At 61.8% G+C, this 18,317-nt stretch carries 17 protein-coding genes and 1 riboswitch; of the genes, 14 read left to right on the plus strand and 3 right to left on the minus strand.

What is annotated here, in order from left to right:
- The first annotated feature begins 63 nt into the window (after window positions 1–63).
- The gene (locus tag K8B33_RS07825) at window positions 64–495 is read left to right on the plus strand and encodes a VanZ family protein (RefSeq protein ID WP_223425320.1); all 432 of its coding nucleotides are present in this window, start codon (window positions 64–66) and stop codon (window positions 493–495) included.
- A 94-nt stretch (window positions 496–589) separates the two neighbouring features.
- A complete protein-coding gene (locus K8B33_RS07830) occupies window positions 590–1,024 on the plus strand; it encodes a hypothetical protein (RefSeq protein ID WP_223425323.1) in 435 nt (144 codons plus the stop codon).
- Between the two features lie 16 nt (window positions 1,025–1,040).
- Here K8B33_RS07830 and K8B33_RS07835 read toward each other — a convergent pair whose 3' ends face one another.
- Both K8B33_RS07835 and K8B33_RS07840 read right to left on the minus strand, forming a co-directional pair.
- The gene (locus tag K8B33_RS07835) at window positions 1,041–1,916 is read right to left on the minus strand and encodes a helix-turn-helix domain-containing protein (protein ID WP_223425325.1); all 876 of its coding nucleotides are present in this window, start codon (window positions 1,914–1,916) and stop codon (window positions 1,041–1,043) included.
- Window positions 1,917–2,029: 113 nt separating this feature from the next.
- Window positions 2,030–2,965 (minus strand): hydroxymethylglutaryl-CoA lyase, encoded by a 936-nt coding sequence (locus K8B33_RS07840; RefSeq protein WP_223425327.1) that lies wholly within the window; start codon window positions 2,963–2,965, stop codon window positions 2,030–2,032.
- 278 nt (window positions 2,966–3,243) lie between these two features.
- A riboswitch (guanidine-I (ykkC/yxkD leader) is annotated at window positions 3,244–3,343 on the plus strand.
- Window positions 3,344–3,404: 61 nt separating this feature from the next.
- Here K8B33_RS07840 and K8B33_RS07845 point away from each other — a divergent pair.
- The 11 genes from K8B33_RS07845 (at window position 3,405) to K8B33_RS07895 (ending at window position 15,918) form a co-directional block, all read left to right on the plus strand.
- On the plus strand, window positions 3,405–4,463 hold the full coding sequence (locus tag K8B33_RS07845; protein ID WP_223425330.1) for a putative urea ABC transporter substrate-binding protein: 1,059 nt from the start codon (window positions 3,405–3,407) through the stop codon (window positions 4,461–4,463).
- A gap of 5 nt (window positions 4,464–4,468) precedes the next feature.
- Window positions 4,469–5,287 carry an ABC transporter permease gene (locus K8B33_RS07850; protein WP_223425332.1) on the plus strand — a complete coding sequence of 273 codons (819 nt, stop codon included), beginning with the start codon at window positions 4,469–4,471 and terminating at the stop codon, window positions 5,285–5,287.
- A gap of 13 nt (window positions 5,288–5,300) precedes the next feature.
- Entirely contained in the window at window positions 5,301–6,083 is a 783-nt protein-coding gene (locus K8B33_RS07855) for an ABC transporter ATP-binding protein (RefSeq protein WP_223425334.1), read from the plus strand.
- 24 nt (window positions 6,084–6,107) lie between these two features.
- Complete coding sequence (locus tag K8B33_RS07860; protein WP_223425337.1) at window positions 6,108–6,869, plus strand: urea amidolyase associated protein UAAP1; 762 nt, start codon at window positions 6,108–6,110, stop codon at window positions 6,867–6,869.
- Window positions 6,853–7,494, plus strand: coding sequence for an urea amidolyase associated protein UAAP2 (locus K8B33_RS07865; protein ID WP_223425340.1), 642 nt, complete (start codon window positions 6,853–6,855; stop codon window positions 7,492–7,494). Before K8B33_RS07860 ends, K8B33_RS07865 begins: the two co-directional genes overlap by 17 nt.
- Before the next feature lie 76 nt (window positions 7,495–7,570).
- Complete coding sequence (gene uca / locus K8B33_RS07870; protein ID WP_223425342.1) at window positions 7,571–11,197, plus strand: urea carboxylase; 3,627 nt, start codon at window positions 7,571–7,573, stop codon at window positions 11,195–11,197.
- A gap of 114 nt (window positions 11,198–11,311) precedes the next feature.
- On the plus strand, window positions 11,312–11,926 hold the full coding sequence (locus tag K8B33_RS07875; protein WP_223425344.1) for a VOC family protein: 615 nt from the start codon (window positions 11,312–11,314) through the stop codon (window positions 11,924–11,926).
- Window positions 11,923–13,080, plus strand: a complete 1,158-nt coding sequence (locus K8B33_RS07880; RefSeq protein WP_223425347.1) for an alpha/beta hydrolase — start codon at window positions 11,923–11,925, stop codon at window positions 13,078–13,080. Before K8B33_RS07875 ends, K8B33_RS07880 begins: the two co-directional genes overlap by 4 nt.
- 18 nt (window positions 13,081–13,098) lie before the next feature.
- Window positions 13,099–14,001: an esterase/lipase family protein gene (locus tag K8B33_RS07885; protein ID WP_223425349.1), complete on the plus strand. Its 903-nt coding sequence runs from the start codon at window positions 13,099–13,101 to the stop codon at window positions 13,999–14,001.
- A 92-nt stretch (window positions 14,002–14,093) separates the two neighbouring features.
- The gene (locus K8B33_RS07890; RefSeq protein ID WP_223425351.1) at window positions 14,094–14,588 is read left to right on the plus strand and encodes an OsmC family protein; all 495 of its coding nucleotides are present in this window, start codon (window positions 14,094–14,096) and stop codon (window positions 14,586–14,588) included.
- A gap of 187 nt (window positions 14,589–14,775) precedes the next feature.
- Window positions 14,776–15,918: an acyl-CoA dehydrogenase family protein gene (locus K8B33_RS07895; protein ID WP_223425353.1), complete on the plus strand. Its 1,143-nt coding sequence runs from the start codon at window positions 14,776–14,778 to the stop codon at window positions 15,916–15,918.
- Between the two features lie 135 nt (window positions 15,919–16,053).
- On the opposite strand, the gene K8B33_RS07900 is transcribed toward K8B33_RS07895, so the two are convergent.
- Entirely contained in the window at window positions 16,054–16,719 is a 666-nt protein-coding gene (locus tag K8B33_RS07900; protein WP_223425355.1) for a GntR family transcriptional regulator, read from the minus strand.
- Window positions 16,720–16,862: 143 nt separating this feature from the next.
- Here K8B33_RS07900 and K8B33_RS07905 point away from each other — a divergent pair, with 143 nt between their 5' ends.
- Entirely contained in the window at window positions 16,863–18,014 is a 1,152-nt protein-coding gene (locus tag K8B33_RS07905) for an alkane 1-monooxygenase (RefSeq protein ID WP_223425357.1), read from the plus strand.
- The last annotated feature ends 303 nt before the right edge of the window (window positions 18,015–18,317 follow it).

Here is an 18,317-nt window from a genome sequence, read left to right on the forward strand (position 1 = left end):
TGGATACTGGCATCGCGCAGTCGTTGTCGCCTGCCGGGCGGCAGCAGAAACAGAGGAACACGGATGAAAGATGACCCGCAGCAGCGCTCTGCCGATGGCTCCAATAGCGGCTCCCATGGCTTGCTCCATAGCCTGATGAAAGGCATGCCCGTCTGGCGGACGCTGGCGATTCTTTGCGCGTTGGCGTTATGGGTGATGAGTCTGTGGCCTGCGGATGACCTGCTGCGTCTTGGCGCGCGCTACGTCAACGACAAGGTCGGGCACTTCATCGGTTATATGGCACTGGCCTGGTTGCTCAGCTGGGGCTGGCCGCGACTGCCGGGCTGGCTGGTATGGACCGTGGCCTTCAGCTGCGGTGTGGCAATAGAAATTGCCCAGTCCTTTGCACCAACACGCACATTCTCTTGGCTGGATATGCTGGCCAACGGCTCGGGCGCCCTGCTGGGCGTGCTGATTGCGATTCCGTTATGGCGCTACATCACGCGTATGGATTGAGAGCACGGGCTGACAGACATCGACGGCAATGGCTGACAGACAGATGGCCTGAAACCTGATGTCATGCCGCGTTCAGGCCGTAAGGAGCACAAGGATGCGCACCACGTTATTACTGACGGGCTTGCTGTTGTTGGCGAATCCGCTGGCGGCCCAGCCCGTCTACGTTTGCCCGAGCGACACCGACGAAGCCACCCTGTTCAGCGATCTGCCCTGCGATGAAGCCCGGCAGGAGGGCGCCATTGGCATCATTAGTGGCATGGACGACCGTGGCAAGAACGCGCCGCCGCGCACTGCGTCCCCGCCAGCGCCACGCGCTACACCCACCGCGCCATCCGCCGCCCGACCACCGCGCCCGCAGCGACTGTCTTTTGGCGAGCGCGCCAGGTTGCGTGGGCTGGAAATAGAGCGTGACGGGCTGGAGCGAGATCTGCGCAAGCGGCACAGCTCAACAGCGTCTCGCAGCCGGGCGCGACAACGGCTGACTCAGGTGAATCGAGAGATTGGTGAACTGGAGCGGCGGCAGCAATAAGCAAGCCGGGCTTGCGTCAGGCTGCTTTGCTGCCGGAAGACTTTGTTGCCTCGATGGTGCCCTCGCGGGTATCGCTTTTCGCCTCTGCCTGCTTTGCCGCAGCACAGCCGACTGGTGGGAGGATCGGCATATGATTGATCATGCGCCGCTCGCTGCGTAAGTAGGCTTCAGGCGTCATCCCGGACAGGGCCCGGAACTCCCGGATCAGATGGGCCTGGTCGTAGTAGCCGTTATCCAGTGCCAGCAATGACCAGTCCGCTTCCTGCAGGTTGGTGGTCCGATACAGCAGGTTCGAGAAGCGTTGAATCCGTGCGAATACCTTGGGTGGCACGCCCACGGTTTCGGTGAATATCTGCTGGAAGCGTCGCTGGCCAAGCCCCAGCTCGTTGGCCAGCGGTGAAATGCGTTGCGCCGGATTCAGACTGAGCCGCGCCACGGCTTCGGTCACGGCCGGGTGCGGGCTGGCGATCAATTGTTGCAGCAGCGCGGATTCCAGCAGGCTGAAGCGCTGTGCATCGTCCGAGGCGCTCAGCAGCTGCTCGTGCAACTGGTGGCTGCGCGCCCCCCAGAAGGCATCGAGATCAAGCGTCTCGTTATGCAGCACACGGGCAGACCCGCCCAGAAATGGCAGGCTGCCGCCGGGCAGGAAACTGGCGCCCATGACATGCTTCTGGGTCGCCGTATCAATGGTGATGTCCCGGGTCTGGATGCCGCACACGAAAGGCCCATTGAAGTGCTGCTTCTGCGCCCCGTAAGGCCCCTCGTACAGGGTTGCCGGGTTGGCCGTCAGGGGGATCACCAGCGTGATGCGCCCGTCGGGCAGCAGGCGCTCACGGCAGAACGGCAGGCCGGGTGAAGAAGCGATCCACAGTTCGCTGATGTAACGGGACAAAGGGGGCCCCGGCACCCTGAAGGTATGGAACATGGCATTGGCCAAAAAACGTGATGTCAGCAGGTTACTCCCTGACAGCCGGGTACGCCAGAGTTTGACTGATTAGCGCACGTTCAGGGGGCGCAGACGGCCCCGCCCCGGGCGCGCTCTCGCTCTTCCTGGGAGGCCATCCAGCGCAGAATGCGACCGCCAAGGGTCTGTCCGGTTGCCGTTTCGGCGATGGCGACGACTGCGCGCAATGCCTGAATATCAATGCCGGTATCAAAGCCCGCCGAGGAAAACAGATAGGCCAGATCTTCCGTCGCCACGTTGCCGGTGGCGCCCGGCGCAAACGGGCAGCCGCCCAGCCCGCCTACGGAGGCATCAAAGCGGCGAATGCCCAGCTCGCACGCGGCCCAGGCCATGGCACCGGCCAGCCCCCGGGTATCGTGCAGGTGCACGTAAAAGCGCTCGGCGCCGTAGGTTTGTACCAACGGCGCCATGATGTCCTTCATTTGCTGCGGATTGCCGCCGCCAATGGTGTCGGCAATGGCGATTTCATCGCTGCCCGCCTCGATCATGCGCCGGGTCAGCGCCAGCGTCACATCCACAGGGGTGGTGCCGTCATAGGGGCACGCAAAGGCGCCGGAAATATAGGTGCGGGTCGCAACGCCATCAGCACGGGCCGCCGCAATAATGCGCTCGCAGCTTTCACTGGCCTGCTCCAGCGACATGTTCAGATTGCGCTGGTTAAAGGTATCCGTTGTCGACAGCACCAGCCCGACCGTGGGGTAACCCTTGTCGCGGGCCATCTCATAGCCCCGCAGATTTGGCACCAGCGCGGTGTAATGCAGATCGTCGCGCTGTGGCAGCCTGTCTGTCAGGGCGGCGGCATCGGCCATCTGCGGCACGGCTTTCGGGTGCACGAAGCTCACCGGCTCCAGATAGCGCACCCCGGCCGCCACCAGGGCTTCGGCCATGCGTGCCTTGTCCTCGGTGCTGACGTGCTTCGGCTGGTTCTGCAGGCCGTCGCGCAGGCCGACTTCGTTGATGATGATCTGGTCGCTCATGGTGTGCTCGTTACCGGTTGGGTATTGTCGCTGCGGGCCGCCCCTGGCGAGAGTGGCGTCTGGCGATCAAGTCTGCCACCGCCGGGCAGGCTTTGCATCCGGTGTGCTGCCCTGACGCGGTGCGTTATCCGCACCACCATGGCGCAGCCGGGCGCCCTCCAGCTTCGCCGGGGCGCTGGCAATCGCCTTGAATCAGTGACTTGGCAGGCTGGCACCGTCCTTGCAGGTGATCTTCATCGAGGAGTCAGAGGACGTAGCGCCTCACCCCGACAATTTGGCAAATGGACAGCTAGGGTTCCGGTCAGCGTCAGCTGATGTCTGGTCCGAGAGCGGTCGACCTTATCCAAGGTTACACGGCGGGATAAAAGCCCGGGAGGTCAATCACTGACATGCGTCAGCTGATTCCTCAACCGATGATCCTGGTATCTGGAGGTAGACCATGAAGCGCTCTCTCACAGCATGTTGCCTGTTCCTGCTCAGTCTCACCCTGTTATTCCCCGGTTCCGCCATGGCGCGCACACAGTTCAGCGTCTGCTGGTCGATCTATGTCGGCTGGATGCCCTGGGGCTATGGCGACGAGGCCGGCATTGTCAGCAAATGGGCCGACAAGTACGGCATCGAGATCGACGTCGTTCAGATCAACGACTACATCGAATCCATCAACCAGTACACCGCAGGCCGCTACGACGGCTGCACCATGACCAACATGGACGCGCTGACCATTCCGGCGGCCAGTGGCAAGGACTCCACCGCGCTGATCGTCGGTGATTTTTCCGACGGCAACGACGGCGTGGTGCTCAAGGGCACCGACAAGCTGGCGGACATCAAGGGCAAGCGCGTCAATCTGGTCGAACTGTCGGTGTCCCATTACATGCTGGCACGCGGCCTGGAAACGGTCGGCCTGAGCGAGCGGGATATCACCGTGGTGAATACCTCCGATGCGGATCTGGTGTCCGTGTTCGCCACCCCCCGTGTGCAGGCGGTGGCCACCTGGAACCCCTTGCTCAGCACCATGCTGGAGATGCCCGGCGCGCAACTGGTGTTCGACTCCTCGAAAATTCCCGGCGAGATCATCGACCTGATGGTTGTGGATACCCAGGTGCTGAAGGACTACCCGGATTTCGGCAAGGCGTTGACCGGCGCCTGGTATGAAATCATGGCGCGCATGCAGGGCGATGATGCTGCGGCGAAAAATGCCCGCGACATGATGGCCGAAGCCTCGGGCACGGACCGCGCCGGTTACGAAGCACAGCTCGACAGCACACGCCTGTTCTATGCGGCCGCCGATGCCGTGGCCTTTACCCGCAGTGAAGACCTGCTCAGCACCATGCAGCGTGTCGCCGAGTTCTCGTTCACCCACGGTCTGCTGGGTGACGGTGCACCCCATGCCGGCTTTGTCGGCATCGAAACGCCGGCCGGTGTGTTCGGCAATGCGGCCAACGTACGTCTGCGCTTTGATCCGGCTTTCATGAACATGGCCGCGCAGGGCGAGCTGTAATTCCGATGAAAAAGTTCATCAACCGCCAACCGTCGAGACTGACAGCCGTGCTGCTGGGGTTGCTGCCCTTCGCACTGTTTCTGCTGCTGTACCTGTCGGCCTCGGGGGCGCGGCTGGCGGAAAATCCGGACGATCGTCTGCTGCCTGCCTTCAGCACCATGGCGGAGGCGTTCGAGCGGATGGCGTTCGAGCCGAATCGACGCACGGGCGAATATTTGCTGTGGACCGATACGCGAGCGAGCCTGCAACGGCTCGGTATCGGCGTGGGGCTGGCGGCGCTGATCGGTCTGGTGTTCGGGGTGGCCACGGGCACCGTGCCCTATATCCGCGCCACCCTGTCGCCGCTGGTCACCGGCCTGTCCCTGGTGCCGCCCATGGCGTTGTTACCGATCCTGTTTATTGCGTTCGGCCTGGAGGAGCTGGCCAAGGTCATGCTGATCCTGATCGGTATCACGCCGTTCATTATTCGCGATTTGCAGGCGCGCGCGCTGGAAATCCCGGATGAGCAGATCATCAAATTGCAGACGCTGGGGGCCAACACCTGGCAAATCATTGTGCGTCTGAGCTTGCCCCAGTTGATGCCCCGGTTGATCAGTGCCGTGCGCCTGTCGCTGGGCCCTGCGTGGCTGTTCCTGATTGCCGCCGAAGCGATTGCGGCCACCGAGGGGCTGGGTTATCGCATCTTCCTGGTGCGGCGTTACCTGTCCATGGATGTGATTCTGCCCTACGTCGTCTGGATTACCCTGCTCGCCTTCCTGATGGACCTGGCGCTGCGACGATTCTCCACCTGGCGTTACCCCTGGTTCCACGCCCAACAGCGATAGGCAGAAGATGACCATGCCGATTATCGAACTCAAGAATGTCTGGAAGGAATACGGCAAGGAAGTCGTACTGGAGCGCCTCAATGTGCGCGTTGAGGAGGGCGAATTCGTCACCATCGTCGGCGCTTCAGGGTGTGGCAAGACCACCTTTCTGAAAATGCTGCTGGGCACCGAACAGGCGTCCCGGGGTGATCTTCTGCTGGACGGTGCCGCCATGCCGGCAGAGCCGGACGGGGCGCGTGGCATTGTCTTTCAGCGTTACTCCGTGATGCCGCACCTGACGGCAGAACGGAACGTGATGCTGGCGGGCGAACTGTCGGCCAACCGCTTTCTGGGAAGGGCCTTCGGTGCCCGCCGGCGCGCACTGCGTGAGGAAGCACAGACGATGCTGGCGCGTGTCGGGCTGGGTGAGGCGGGCGACAAGTATCCCCATGAGCTGTCGGGGGGCATGCAGCAGCGGCTCGCACTGGCTCAGGCGCTGATCAAGAAGCCGCGCATCCTGTTGCTGGATGAGCCTTTCGGTGCGCTGGACCCGGGCATTCGCCGGGATATGCACGACCTGGTGCTGTCGCTGTGGCGCAGCCAGAAGCTCACCGTCTTCATGATTACTCACGATCTGGAAGAAGGTTTCTATCTGGGCACCCGGCTCTGGGTGTTCGACAAGGCGCGTCTGGATGTGCAGGCGCCCGGCGCCTATGGCGCCCGTATTACCTACGATCTCGCCGTGGGCGAATGTCCGCCGATGCTGCCGTCGCTCAGCGCGCAACTGGCGGATACCGCGCGCGTGCTGAGCGGCTGAAGCATCACGATCAGGGAGAACACAATGCAGACACTGATTTATGAATACACCATGCCGGGGGGGCATCACTGGTCGCTGCGCATGCGTCGCGGCAATGTGCTGCGGCTCACCGATGTCGCCGGTGGCGCCAATGTGGGCATGCTTTTCTATAACCCCGAAAACTTGCTCGAGCGCTATAACGCACCCGATACGCTGAAAGCCCAGCATACTTTTCGCCTGGGGCGCGGCAATTGCCTTTACTCGGACATGGGCCGCAGCTTTGCGTCGATCATCGAAGACAGTCACGGCTGGCACGACACCGTGTGCGGCAACCTGAGCAAGCGTCAGTGCCGGGCACAGTATGGGCACAACAGCTATCAGGCGCACCGCAACGGCTGGACGCTGTCCGGCGAAGAAAGTTTTCTGGTGGAGCTGGGCAAGTACGGGCTGGGTGAGCGCGATATGGCCGCCAACGTGAATTTTTTCAGCAAGGTGGTCACGGATGACAGTGGCCGTCTGCATTACGACGACAGTGCCTGCAAGGCCGGTGCTCAGGTGACATTGCGTTTTGACATGGAAGCGCTGGTGTTGCTGCACACCTGCCCGCACCCGCTGAATCCTGCACAGGAATATCCGCGTCGCCGGGTGCGTGTGGAGCTGCTGACGGGTGACCCGCTCAGCGATGACGACGTGTGCCTGAATTATCGTCCAGAAAATCGTCGCGCGCTGGAGAACAACCGGCTTTATTACCAGGACCTGCGTCCGTCCTTTATTGCCCAGGGAGCCCAACATGATCAGGCAGAGTGAACGTCAACCCGATGAAGCGCATCTGCGCCAGGTCCTGGATGCCGGGGATTATTACATCGGTATCCTGCGTGCCGGTGAAACCATGCGCATCACCGATCTGGAAGGCAACCAGGCCGCTGACACCCTGTTCTACCGTGCGGATGATCCGGCCGAGCGTTACAGCGCCACGGATACGATCCGCGAACAGGGCAACATCTACCTGGGCGCCGGCAGCAAGCTGATGTCCAATCGCGGCAACGCCATGCTGGAAATCGTCGCTGATACCTGCGGCCGTCATGACACCGTGGGGGGCGCTTGTGCATCGGAAAGCAATACAGTGCGTTATGACCTGGCACGGCGCTGCATGCACTCCTGCCGAGACAGCTGGATGCTGGCCATCGCTGAGCACGAGGAATATGGCCTGGACAAACGCGACATCACCCACAACATCAATTTCTTCATGAACGTGCCGATTACGGCGGAAGGCGGGCTGCAATTTGCCGACGGCATTTCTGCACCGGGCAAGTATGTGGAGCTGACCGCCTGCATGGATGTCATCGTGCTGATGTCCAATTGTCCGCAGCTCAACAATCCCTGCAATGGCTACAACCCCACACCGGTTCAACTGACGGTGTGGGCACACTGATCTTCCGATCCACAGCACCGCAGGGACGACCCTGCCGGGAAGCCGACACCGTGGGACGGCCCACTCGGGTAGCGCGATGTTCCAGAAAATCCTGATTGCCAATCGCGGCGCCATTGCCTGCCGCATCATGCGTACGCTCAAGACCCTGGGCGTGACCTCCGTGGCCGTGTATGCCGAGGCGGATGCCGACTCGCTGCATGTGCGCCACGCCGATGAACGCTGGCCCCTGGGTGAAGGGGGCGCTGCGGACACGTATCTGAACCAGGACGCCCTGTTTGCCATCATGCACGAGGCCGGGGTTGAAGCGGTGCACCCCGGCTACGGGTTTCTCAGCGAAAACCCGGACTTTGTTCAACGCTGCGAGCGCGAAGGGATTGCTTTTATTGGCCCGACGCCGGCGCAAATGCGGGAATTTGGTCTCAAGCATACGGCGCGAGACATCGCCACCCGGACCGGCGTTCCGCTGCTGCCGGGCACCGGCCTGCTGGCCACGCGGGACGAGGCGTGCCGCGCCGCCGCCGGGATCGGCTATCCGGTGATGCTGAAAAGCACCGCAGGGGGCGGCGGCATTGGCATGCAGGTGTGTGCTGACCAGGCGGCGCTGACGCGGGCCTGGGACAGTGTGCGCCGCCTGAGCGCCAACAATTTTTCCAACGACGGCGTCTTCCTGGAAAAATACATCGCCCGGGCCCGGCACATCGAAGTCCAGGTGTTCGGCGATGGCCAGGGCAACGCCGTGACGCTGGGCGAACGCGATTGCTCGGCGCAACGCCGGCATCAGAAAGTCGTGGAAGAAGCGCCCGCCCCCAACCTGCCGGAGACAGTGCGGCACACCTTGCACGACACGGCACGACGCCTGATGGAAGCCGTCAACTATCGCAATGCGGGCACCGTGGAATTTATTGTCGATCAGGACACCCATGCCTTCTATTTTCTGGAAGTGAATACGCGCCTCCAGGTGGAGCACGGTGTGACGGAGCAGGTGTATGGCGTCGATCTGGTCGCCTGGATGGTGCAGTTGGCAGCGGGAACCCTGCCGCCGTTAAAGGAACTGGCCGCCGCCCTCGTGCCTCGCGGTCATGCCATACAGGCCAGGTTGTACGCCGAGGACCCGAACAAGGATTTCCGTCCCTGCGCCGGGCTGCTGACCACGGTCTCTTTCCCTTCGGCGTCTTCTGAGCAGGGCACCGCGCTGCGCATCGACCATTGGGTGGAGGCCGGGCTCGAGGTGCCAGCTCTGTTTGACCCCATGCTGGCCAAGGTGATTGTCCACGCCGACACGCGCGAGGCGGCGCGCGAGGCCCTGGATCGTGCGCTGACCGATACGGTACTGGAAGGCATCGAGACCAATCGTGCCTGGCTTCGCGCACTGCTGGCCGCCCCGACGTTTCGCGAGGGCGCCATGACCACGCGCAGCCTCGATGCGCTGCCGTGGCAACCCTGCACACTGGATGTCTTGTCCGGCGGCACCTTGACCACGGTGCAGGATTTCCCCGGGCGTGGCGGCTACTGGCCGGTGGGCATTCCACCGTCAGGCCCGTTCGATGATGTGAGCTTCCGCCTCGCCAACCGACTGCTGGGTAATGCGCCGGACTGTGCGGCGCTGGAGTGCACCCTCAATGGTCCGACATTGCGTTTCAATATCGATACCACGGTGGCCATTGCCGGCGCCGATATGGCGGCTACCCTCGACGGTGAAAGTGTGCCCGCGTACCAGGCGTTGCCGGTAGCGGCAGGCCAGACACTGAAGCTGGGCAAGGTGTCCGGCGCCGGGGCACGCACCTATGTGGCGGTGGCAGGCGGCATCCAGTGCACGCCTTATCTGGGCTCGCGCAGCACCTTCACGTTAGGACAGTTCGGCGGCCACGGCGGCCGTGCCCTGCGTGCCGGGGACGTGCTGCACCTGGCACGCGCTACATCGGCACTGACCGTACCGGAATGCCCGATAATCCCTCCGCCGTTGCCAGCATGCCAGACCTTGCGCGTGACCTATGGGCCTCACGGTGCGCCGGATTTTTTCACGCGTCAGGATATCGAGACCTTTTTCGCCAGTGCGTGGCAGGTGCATTACAACTCCAGCCGCACCGGCATCCGCCTGATCGGACCCAAACCGGACTGGGCCCGCCGCGATGGCGGCGAAGCGGGCATGCACCCGTCGAATATTCATGACAATGCCTATGCGGTCGGCAGTGTGGATTTCACCGGCGACATGCCGGTCATTCTCGGCCCGGACGGTCCCTCCCTGGGCGGCTTTGTCTGCCCGGTCACCGTGATCCGTGCTGACCGCTGGAAGCTCGGTCAGCTCAAGGCCGGTGACACGCTGCGCTTTGAATGCGTGACGCTGGGGGATGCCGATCAGCTGGCGCTGGCGCAGGAAACCGCCTTTGAAGCCGATGCCGACGGGATGGCGGCGAGCGAATCGCTCTCTCTGCAAGTGCCGACGATCAAACCGGGTGACGCCGTGCTGAAACGGCTCAGCGCCGCGCAGGCCGGCGTCGAGGTGGTGTACCGCAGCGCGGGCGACCGTTATCTGCTGGTGGAATACGGCCCCCAGGTGCTGGATCTGCGGCTGCGCTTTCGCGCCCATGCCTTGATGCTGTGGTTGCAGGAACAGGACCTGGATGGCGTGCTGGAACTGACCCCCGGGGTGCGGTCCTTGCAGGTACATTTTGATCCCCGGCGCCTGCCCCGTTGCACCCTCTTGAGTCTGCTGGAAGAAGTGGAACATCACCTGCAGCAACAGGCTGATGCGGAAGTGCCCGCCCGTGTGGTCTGGCTGCCGCTGTCCTGGGATGATGCGGCCTGCCGTGAAGCGATTGAAAAATACATGCAATCGGTGCGTCGAGATGCGCCCTGGTGCCCGAGCAATATCGAATTTATTCGCCGCATCAACGGGCTTGACAGTGTGGAAGACGTGAAGCGGATTGTCTTCGACGCCAGCTATGTGGTGATGGGCCTGGGGGATGTTTATCTGGGCGCGCCGGTGGCCACCCCTATGGACCCACGGCACCGGCTGGTCACCACCAAGTACAATCCGGCGCGCACCTGGACGGCGGAAAATTCCGTCGGCATCGGCGGCGCCTATCTTTGTGTGTACGGTATGGAAGGCCCCGGCGGCTATCAGTTCGTCGGCCGCACCTTGCAGATGTGGAATCGCTACCATCGTACTGCTGAGTTCAGCGAACCGTATCTGCTGCGATTCTTTGATCAGATCCGCTTCTATGAAGTCAGCGCTGAGGAGCTGCAACACATACGGCGCGTATTCCCCCGTGGTGGCTACCCGCTGCGTATCGAGGAGACCCGCTTTTCCCTCAGTGACTACGAAGGATTTCTGCGGGAGAACGCTGACAGCATTTCGGCTTTCACCGACGCACGCAATACAGCGTTCGAGGAAGAGCTGGCGCGCTGGCAGGCTAGTGGTCAGATCAACTTTGCCGTCGAGCAAACGTCGACGGAGCGGGATGACAGCACCCTGCCCGACGGTGTGCCGGTGGAGTCCCCTGCTGGTGGCAGCATCTGGAAACTGCTGGTCTCGGAAGGGGATCAGGTGGCGGCGGGTCAGCCGGTGGCCATCCTGGAGTGCATGAAAATGGAAATTGAAGTCATGGCGCCGGAAGCAGGCCGGGTCATCCATCTGGCACGGGCCGCCAGCGATCCGGTCAGTGCGGGGCAGGTCATGATGGTGCTGGAAAGTAGCCAATAACAAAGAAACTGTTTCCTGATCGGCGGTGCGTCGGCCGCTGAACAGTTATGTCCTTGTGAGCGGCCGCCGGGCTTCCTAGACTCGGGAAGATCAGGCTTATACCGGAGCACGGATATGAATGGATCAGCGACAGGCGGGCTGCGTCCGCTCAAACACATTCACCACATGGCATTTCGTTGCCGCGATGCCGAGCAGACGCGCTGGTTCTACGAGGACATTCTCGGCCTGCCGCTGACATTGGCGATGGTCTTCGACAAGGAACCCGGCAGCGGTCGGCCCGTGGATTACATGCATCTGTTCTTCCAGATGGAAGACGGCAACTTCATCGCCTTCTTTGACGCCCCCGACGACGTGGATGAAAGCCTGTTCCGCCCGAAGCATGGTTTCGATCTGCATCTGGCGTTTGAAGTGGACACGGTCGAAGAACTGAAAGCCTGGCGCAAGCGCATCAACCAGGCCGGTCGCCCCTGCTTCGGGCCCATTGATCACGAGTTGCTGCACTCCATCTATATGTACGACCCCAACGGCATCCAGGTGGAAATCACCATTCGTGATAAAAGCTATGACGAATTCGTCGCGCACGACCGCGCGCAGGCCCACGAGGTGCTGCGCGCCTGGACCGAAAAAACCCGCGCCCGCAAAGAGGCGGCCTGCGGTGCTGACGCGCTGGATATGCGCGGCATCGACACCAGCAAGGCCGATTTCAGCAAGATGAAGGCGGGCTCATGAGCAGCGGCTATACACGGATTCCTTACCTGATCAGCTTTGCCGAAAAGAACGACTTCAAGGACACCTATGCCGGGCCGATGAATCATGTGGCGCTGGAGGCACACCTGCTCAAGCCCGAGCGTGCCAGTGACACCGTGATCGTGTTCATGCATCCCATTGGCGGCGGCGCTTACCTGCCCATGGTCTCGGCCATGGCCCGCGCCGGGCATCACGTGATTTATTGCAACAGCCGCTATCGCGGTGTCGACAGTGCGCTGATCATGGAAAAGGTGGTGGCGGATCTGGGCGAATGTATCCGCGATGCCCGCGAACGCCTGGGCTATAAAAAAGTGGTGCTGGCGGGCTGGTCCGGCGGTGGCTCGCTGAGCCTGTTCTATCAGGCCGAAGCCGAAGACCCGCGCATCACCCACACGCCAGCAGGCGATCCCTGTGATCTGGTGGCGCGCGGCCTGATTCCTGCAGACGGTGTCATGCTGCTCGCGGCGCATATTTCCCGCGCAGGTACCTTGACCGAATGGCTGGACCCGTCGGTGCTGGATGAGCGTGATCCGTCACAGCGCGATCCGGCACTGGATATCTACAGCCCGGACTGCCCCGCCCAGCCGCCTTACGACGATGCCTTTGTGCAGCGCTTCCGCGCTGCGCAGATTGCGCGCAACCGCCGCATCACCCACTGGGTGCAGGATCGGCTGGCCGCATTGCGCGCCGACGGTTTGCATCAGGAAGAATTTGCTTTCATCACGCACCGCACCATGTGCGATGTGCGCTGGCTCGACCCCACACAGGACGCCAACGAACGACGCCCGAACTGGTGCTATCTGGGCGAACCCCGCCAGGTCAACAACGGCCCGGTGGCATTGGCGCGCTTCAACACATTGCGCGGCTGGTTGAGCCAGTGGAGCTATGACCTGAGCAACGCCAACGGGCTGACCTGCGCGGCACGGTTGAGTGTGCCGGTGCTGGTGATCGGCAACGGCGCTGATGATGCCTGCACGCCGTCGCACACCCAACGGCTGTTCGCGGCCATCGGCCATGACAACAAACAGTTGCATGAAGTCGCCGGGGCCAACCACTATTACTTCGGCCAGCCCGACAAGCTGGCGCAGGCGGCGGACCGGTGTGATGCCTGGCTCCGCGCCCACGACTTCGGCTGATCGCGGGGAATACTACGGATGATGGAACTGATTGTGCTGCTGTTGACCTTGCTGTTCACGGTCACCGGCCTGCAGACACTGGCGTTCTACGCCATCTGGTATTACGAGCGCCGCATCTCTCCCGAGTTGGCGGTGGTGCCTGGCGAGACGCCAGTGCGCAAGCTGCCCGGGTTTATCGGCATGCTGGCGGAATGGGCCGCCATGACGATTCTGGTGCTCAGCTACCCGCTGCGCTTGCTACACGATGCCTCGCCGGTAAAAGATCGGGCGCCGGGCACCACGCCGGTGATTCTGGTACACGGTTATGGTGGCGACAGCGCCAACTTTCTGTGGCTGCAATGGCGGCTCAAGCGGCGCGGCTGGCGCAACGTTTACGCGGTCAGCTACACGCCGCCCACCATTGATGCGCGCAAGCTGGCAGCGCAGGTGCGCGACCATGTGGAGAAAGTGTTGCAGGTGACCGGCGCGCGCAAGGCGCATCTGGTGTGTCACAGCATGGGTGGTCCTCTGACCCGCTATGCCGTGCACCACCTGGGGCTGGCGGACAAGCTGGACAAGGTGGTGACGCTGGGCTCACCCCATGCCGGCTCCCGTATTGCCAATCTGTTCCCCGCGTTCGGCGCCGCCGGGCAGATGCGCTATCGCAGCCAGTTCATCGAGGAGCTCAATGCGCTGGACCCGACACCGGGCGGCGCGACCTATTATTCGATCTATTCCAACTTCGATGATTTTGTATTGCCGAGCAGCACGGCGGTGCTGGGGGGCAACGCCACCAATATTCATGTGCCCTACCACGGCCACTGCGCCCTGCTCTACAGCGGCGCCGTGCTGCGGGAAATAGAGCATTGCCTCAGACATCAGCCCCAGCGTCCGGATGAGGCTACGGCGGAACAGGCCCTGACAGACGCAGAAACAGACTGATGCAGATCAAACCATAGTCGTAGTGTGCTTGAGCATCTGCGCCCATAAGGCGATGATAAAAGCTCACGCTCATGGCAGGCAGGAGAGCCACTATGTCAGAACCGAAGACCGCACAACCCCAGGCCGCCCAGCACGGTGCTACCGTGACCTGGCATCTGGCACCGCGCGCAGAATTCTCGGCCCAGCATTACAACCAGGATCATGAATGGACCTTCCCCGGTGGCGAAGTGGTGCCTGCATCCTCTTCACCGCATTACCACGGCACTGCCAGCCGGGTGAACCCGGAAGAGGCCGTGATTGCCTCCCTGGCCAGCTGCCACATGCTGACCTTCCTCGCGCTGGCGGCAAAGAAGCAGTTCCGCGTGGTCAGCTACCTGGACCGTGCCACCGCCGTGCTTGGCAAGAACGAGAAAGGCCGCATGGCGATCACCGATATCACCCTGCGGCCGCGCGTCGTATTTGACGATGATGCCTGCCCGGACGAGCCCACCCTCAAGGCGCTCCACGAGGAGGCGCATGATCGTTGCTTTATCGCCAATACTCTCAATGCCCGCATGACCCTGGAGCCGGAAATCCCGCAGCTCTGACACGCTGCTTTGTCCGCTGGCGTCAGCTGGCGGACGGAACGGCCCCCCGCCCCGCGCGGTATGCCGGCTGCGCCCTTGTCATCACGCGCCATAAGCGCGCCCGCCCCTGGTGCGTCCGAAAATTCGCCCAGCGGCGCGCTTTTCCCTACAATCGGCACCCGTCATTCTTCTTTCAGGGCTGCCAACCATGCTTGATCAGAGCGAAATCGACCTTTTTCGGGACACTTTCCGCAAATATCTGGAAAAAGAGATCCTGCCGCACTACGCCAAATGGGAAAAGGAAGAGATCCTGCCCCGTGAAGTCTGGACCGGGCTGGGCGAGAACGGCTTCCTGTGCGTTGATGTGCCGGAGGCCTACGGCGGCTACGGCGCCTCGTTCCGCCTGTCTGCCATCATTGTCGAGGAAGCCTCGCGCATGGGCTTTGGCGGCCTGGCCTCGAACATCTCCGTGCACTCCGACATCGTGGCGCCCTACATCCTCAATCTGGGCACCGAAGAGCAGAAACAGACCTGGTTGCCGAAGATGGTGAGCGGTGAGGCCATCGGCGCCATCGGCATGACCGAACCCGGCGCCGGTTCTGACCTGCAGGGCATGAAGACCCGCGCTGAGCGCGACGGCGATCAGTTCGTCATCAACGGCCAGAAGACCTTTATCACCAATGGCCAGCACAGCAACGTCATCGTGCTGGCGACCAAGACCGACCCGAACGCCGGCGCCAAAGGCATGACCCTGTTCACCGTGGACACGTCCCTGCCGGGCTTCGCCCGTGGCCGTAACCTGGAAAAGATGGGCCACCATTGCGCGGATACCTCCGAGCTGTTCTTTGAAAACGTCAAGGTGGGCGCCGACCAGATCCTGGGTGGCGAAGGCAAGGGCTTTGCCAATCTGATGAACGAGCTGCCCCGGGAACGCCTGATCCTGGCTGTGGGTGCCATCGGCGCCTGCGAAGGCATGATCGCGCGTACCGTGGAATATGTGCAGGAGCGCAAGGCGTTCGGCAAATCCATCGCCCAGTTCCAGAACACCCGCTTCACGCTGGCGGACCTGCAAGCCCAGGTGGCCGTGAACAAGGCCTTTGTGGCTCAGTGCGCGGATCAACTGGACCGCGGCGAACTGACCGCCGTCAATGCTTCCATTGCCAAGCTCACCACCACTGAGCTGCAAGGCGTGGTGGCCGATCAGTGTCTGCAGTTGTTCGGGGGGTACGGCTATATGCAGGAATACCCGATTTCCCGCGATTACGTGGATGCCCGCATCCAGCGGATCTATGGCGGTACCAGTGAAGTGATGAAGGAAATTATTGCCCGCGATTTGTTGGGGCGTGGGTAATTTGGCTGTGGTGTGATATTGGGGAGATGGTGCGCTTCGCCATGCTCAGCACACCCTACGGGAGCTTCGTAGAACGTAGGGTGTGCTGAGCGCAGCGAAGCGCACCAACCCAACCCCGCCGACACCCCCCAAATTTCACGCCGCCGCAGACCGCTTCGCAATCGCCCGCAACACAATCCGGCACTGATTATCCCCATACTCCTGAATCGCCGCCGCCGCGTCGTCCGCCTTGCGCATCAGCACATTGCCCAACAGTCGCTGGAAGATGGTGATCGATACATCAAACTCGGTGGTCTCTTCCGTCAGCGCGATAAAGGAATAACGCTGCAACAACGGAATCATGTCGCTGATGGTGCGTGCCATGTAGGTATTGCGCGCAAAGCGCAGCATATCCGGCAACCACTGGAACACCAGCTGGTGGGCGCCCGCCAGATCGCCATTCTCATGACGCTCCTCCAGCTGCGGCACCAGTTTGGCCAGATCCTCCACCTCGCCGGCTTGCCACGTCTCGGCGGCGCGGGCTGCGAGCTGCGACAACAGCAGAAACAGGAAGTCATACAACTCCCGCACCTGTTCTTCATTGACGTCACAGACGCGCGCGCCACGCCGTGGCTGAATTTCGATCAGGTGGCGCCCTTCCAGCACCCTGAAAGCCTCTCGGAGTGAGTTAGTGCTTACATTCAGCTGTTTGGCCAGCTCACTCTCCGGCAGCTTCGCGCCAGGCGCCAGCTCACCACGGATAATGCGGTCACCCAGATGTTCTGCGATCTGTTCACTCAGGCTGGTGGCTTTCAACGGCATGGGTCCTCCTCAAGGTGTGCGCAGTATAGCCGTATCCCGTTACTTTCGCATTACATGAATTGTTTGACAACTCAATTCTTCATGGTTAGTCTCGAGTTCGACAGTGAGTGATGGCAGGGATGGGCCCTGCCGGGAGACTGATTATGTTTGAGCGTATGAGTTCGGATCTGATGATCCTCTTCAAGCGTTTTGGTTATCTGCTGGTAGTGGTTGTGCCGGCTGTGGGCGTGGCCTGTTCCTGGCTGCTGGTGAACTCACCGAACGCCAATTTCTGGGCCTTCTTCCCGATTCTCTTTACCTTCGGCCTGGTGCCGATCCTGGACTACATCGTCGGCAAGGACCCCGCCAACCCGGACGAGGAAGTCCAGGTGCCGGCCATGAGCAGCGAAATCTACTACCGCGTGCTGACCCTGATGTGCCTGCCGCTGCACCTGGGCGTCATGGCCTACGCCGGTTGGGCCTTCGTCAATGCCGAGCTGTCCCTGTTTGCGCAGTTGGGCTGGCTCATGTCCGTGGGCGTGATGGGGGGCATCATCGCCATCAACATCGGCCACGAACTGATTCATAAAGACCCGAAAATCGAGAACTGGGCGGGCGGCCTGTTCCTGGCCTCCGTAACCTATGCCGGCTTCAAGGTGGAGCATGTGCGTGGCCACCATGTGCATGTGTCCACCCCGAACGACGCCAGCTCGTCACGCTACAACCAAAGCGTTTACGACTTCCTGCCCAAGGCATTCCTGCACAACTTCACCAACGCCTGGCGCCTGGAAGCCGAGCGCCTGAAGCGCAAGGGCAAATCCCCCCTGAGCGTCTATAACGAGCTGATCTGGTGGTACAGCATCTCCGGCCTGTTCGCCCTGACCTTCTTTGCCGTGTTCGGCTGGATGGGCCTGCTGTTCTTCGTCGGCCAGAGCTTCTTCGCCTCCGCCACACTGGAAGTGATCAACTACATCGAACATTACGGCCTGCACCGCCGCGAACTGGAAAACGGCCGCTTTGAGCGCGTCACTCCAGCCCACAGCTGGAACAGCAACTACCTGCTGACCAACATGTTCCTGTTCCACCTGCAGCGTCACAGCGATCACCACGCCTACGCCAAGCGTCGGTATCAGGTACTGCGTCACTATGAAGAAAGTCCGCAATTGCCGGGTGGCTACGCGGCCATGTTTGTTCTGGCACTGGTGCCGCCGCTGTGGAAAAAAGTCATGAACCCGCGCGTCGAAGCCTACTACCAGGGCGAGCTGGATCAGCTCTTCCGCGAAGGGCGTCGCGTCAACAATATTTCTGCTTCCTGATTTTCTGTTTAAGGAACACAGCACTACAACTGGCAGGCTCTCCGCCTGTAGTACTCGGCACCGCAGGACATTGAGGGATGTCCTTTTGGTGCCCTCCGTCAAAGCCGGCTTATGCCGGCTTTTTTTTGCCCTGCCCGGAAAGGCTGCTACGCTTGCTTTTCCACCTCTACGGCAAGGATTCCGTTATGGCGGCATATACTCCAAAGGCTCGCGCGTGGGTTCTGTTACCCGGTCTTATCTGTGCAGGGTTGCTACACGCAGGCGATACAGTCGAGCAAACAGTGTCCATCGAACGCCCCAGTG

Source organism: Alcanivorax limicola (genome assembly GCF_019931215.1).
In the GTDB taxonomy this organism is placed as follows: Bacteria; Pseudomonadota; Gammaproteobacteria; order Pseudomonadales; family Alcanivoracaceae; genus Isoalcanivorax; species Isoalcanivorax limicola.

Coding starts and splice junctions, on each gene's coding strand:
- K8B33_RS07865 (WP_223425340.1), top strand. CDS start 6,853: ATGATCAGGCAGAGTGAACGTCAACCCGATGAAGCGCATCTGCGCCAG.
- K8B33_RS07875 (WP_223425344.1), top strand. CDS start 11,312: ATGAATGGATCAGCGACAGGCGGGCTGCGTCCGCTCAAACACATTCAC.
- K8B33_RS07890 (WP_223425351.1), top strand. CDS start 14,094: ATGTCAGAACCGAAGACCGCACAACCCCAGGCCGCCCAGCACGGTGCT.
- K8B33_RS07825 (WP_223425320.1), top strand. CDS start 64: ATGAAAGATGACCCGCAGCAGCGCTCTGCCGATGGCTCCAATAGCGGC.
- K8B33_RS07885 (WP_223425349.1), top strand. CDS start 13,099: ATGATGGAACTGATTGTGCTGCTGTTGACCTTGCTGTTCACGGTCACC.
- K8B33_RS07845 (WP_223425330.1), top strand. CDS start 3,405: ATGAAGCGCTCTCTCACAGCATGTTGCCTGTTCCTGCTCAGTCTCACC.
- K8B33_RS07850 (WP_223425332.1), top strand. CDS start 4,469: ATGAAAAAGTTCATCAACCGCCAACCGTCGAGACTGACAGCCGTGCTG.
- K8B33_RS07855 (WP_223425334.1), top strand. CDS start 5,301: ATGCCGATTATCGAACTCAAGAATGTCTGGAAGGAATACGGCAAGGAA.
- K8B33_RS07880 (WP_223425347.1), top strand. CDS start 11,923: ATGAGCAGCGGCTATACACGGATTCCTTACCTGATCAGCTTTGCCGAA.
- K8B33_RS07840 (WP_223425327.1), bottom strand. CDS start 2,965: ATGAGCGACCAGATCATCATCAACGAAGTCGGCCTGCGCGACGGCCTG.
- uca (WP_223425342.1), top strand. CDS start 7,571: ATGTTCCAGAAAATCCTGATTGCCAATCGCGGCGCCATTGCCTGCCGC.
- K8B33_RS07830 (WP_223425323.1), top strand. CDS start 590: ATGCGCACCACGTTATTACTGACGGGCTTGCTGTTGTTGGCGAATCCG.
- K8B33_RS07900 (WP_223425355.1), bottom strand. CDS start 16,719: ATGCCGTTGAAAGCCACCAGCCTGAGTGAACAGATCGCAGAACATCTG.
- K8B33_RS07895 (WP_223425353.1), top strand. CDS start 14,776: ATGCTTGATCAGAGCGAAATCGACCTTTTTCGGGACACTTTCCGCAAA.
- K8B33_RS07905 (WP_223425357.1), top strand. CDS start 16,863: ATGTTTGAGCGTATGAGTTCGGATCTGATGATCCTCTTCAAGCGTTTT.
- K8B33_RS07860 (WP_223425337.1), top strand. CDS start 6,108: ATGCAGACACTGATTTATGAATACACCATGCCGGGGGGGCATCACTGG.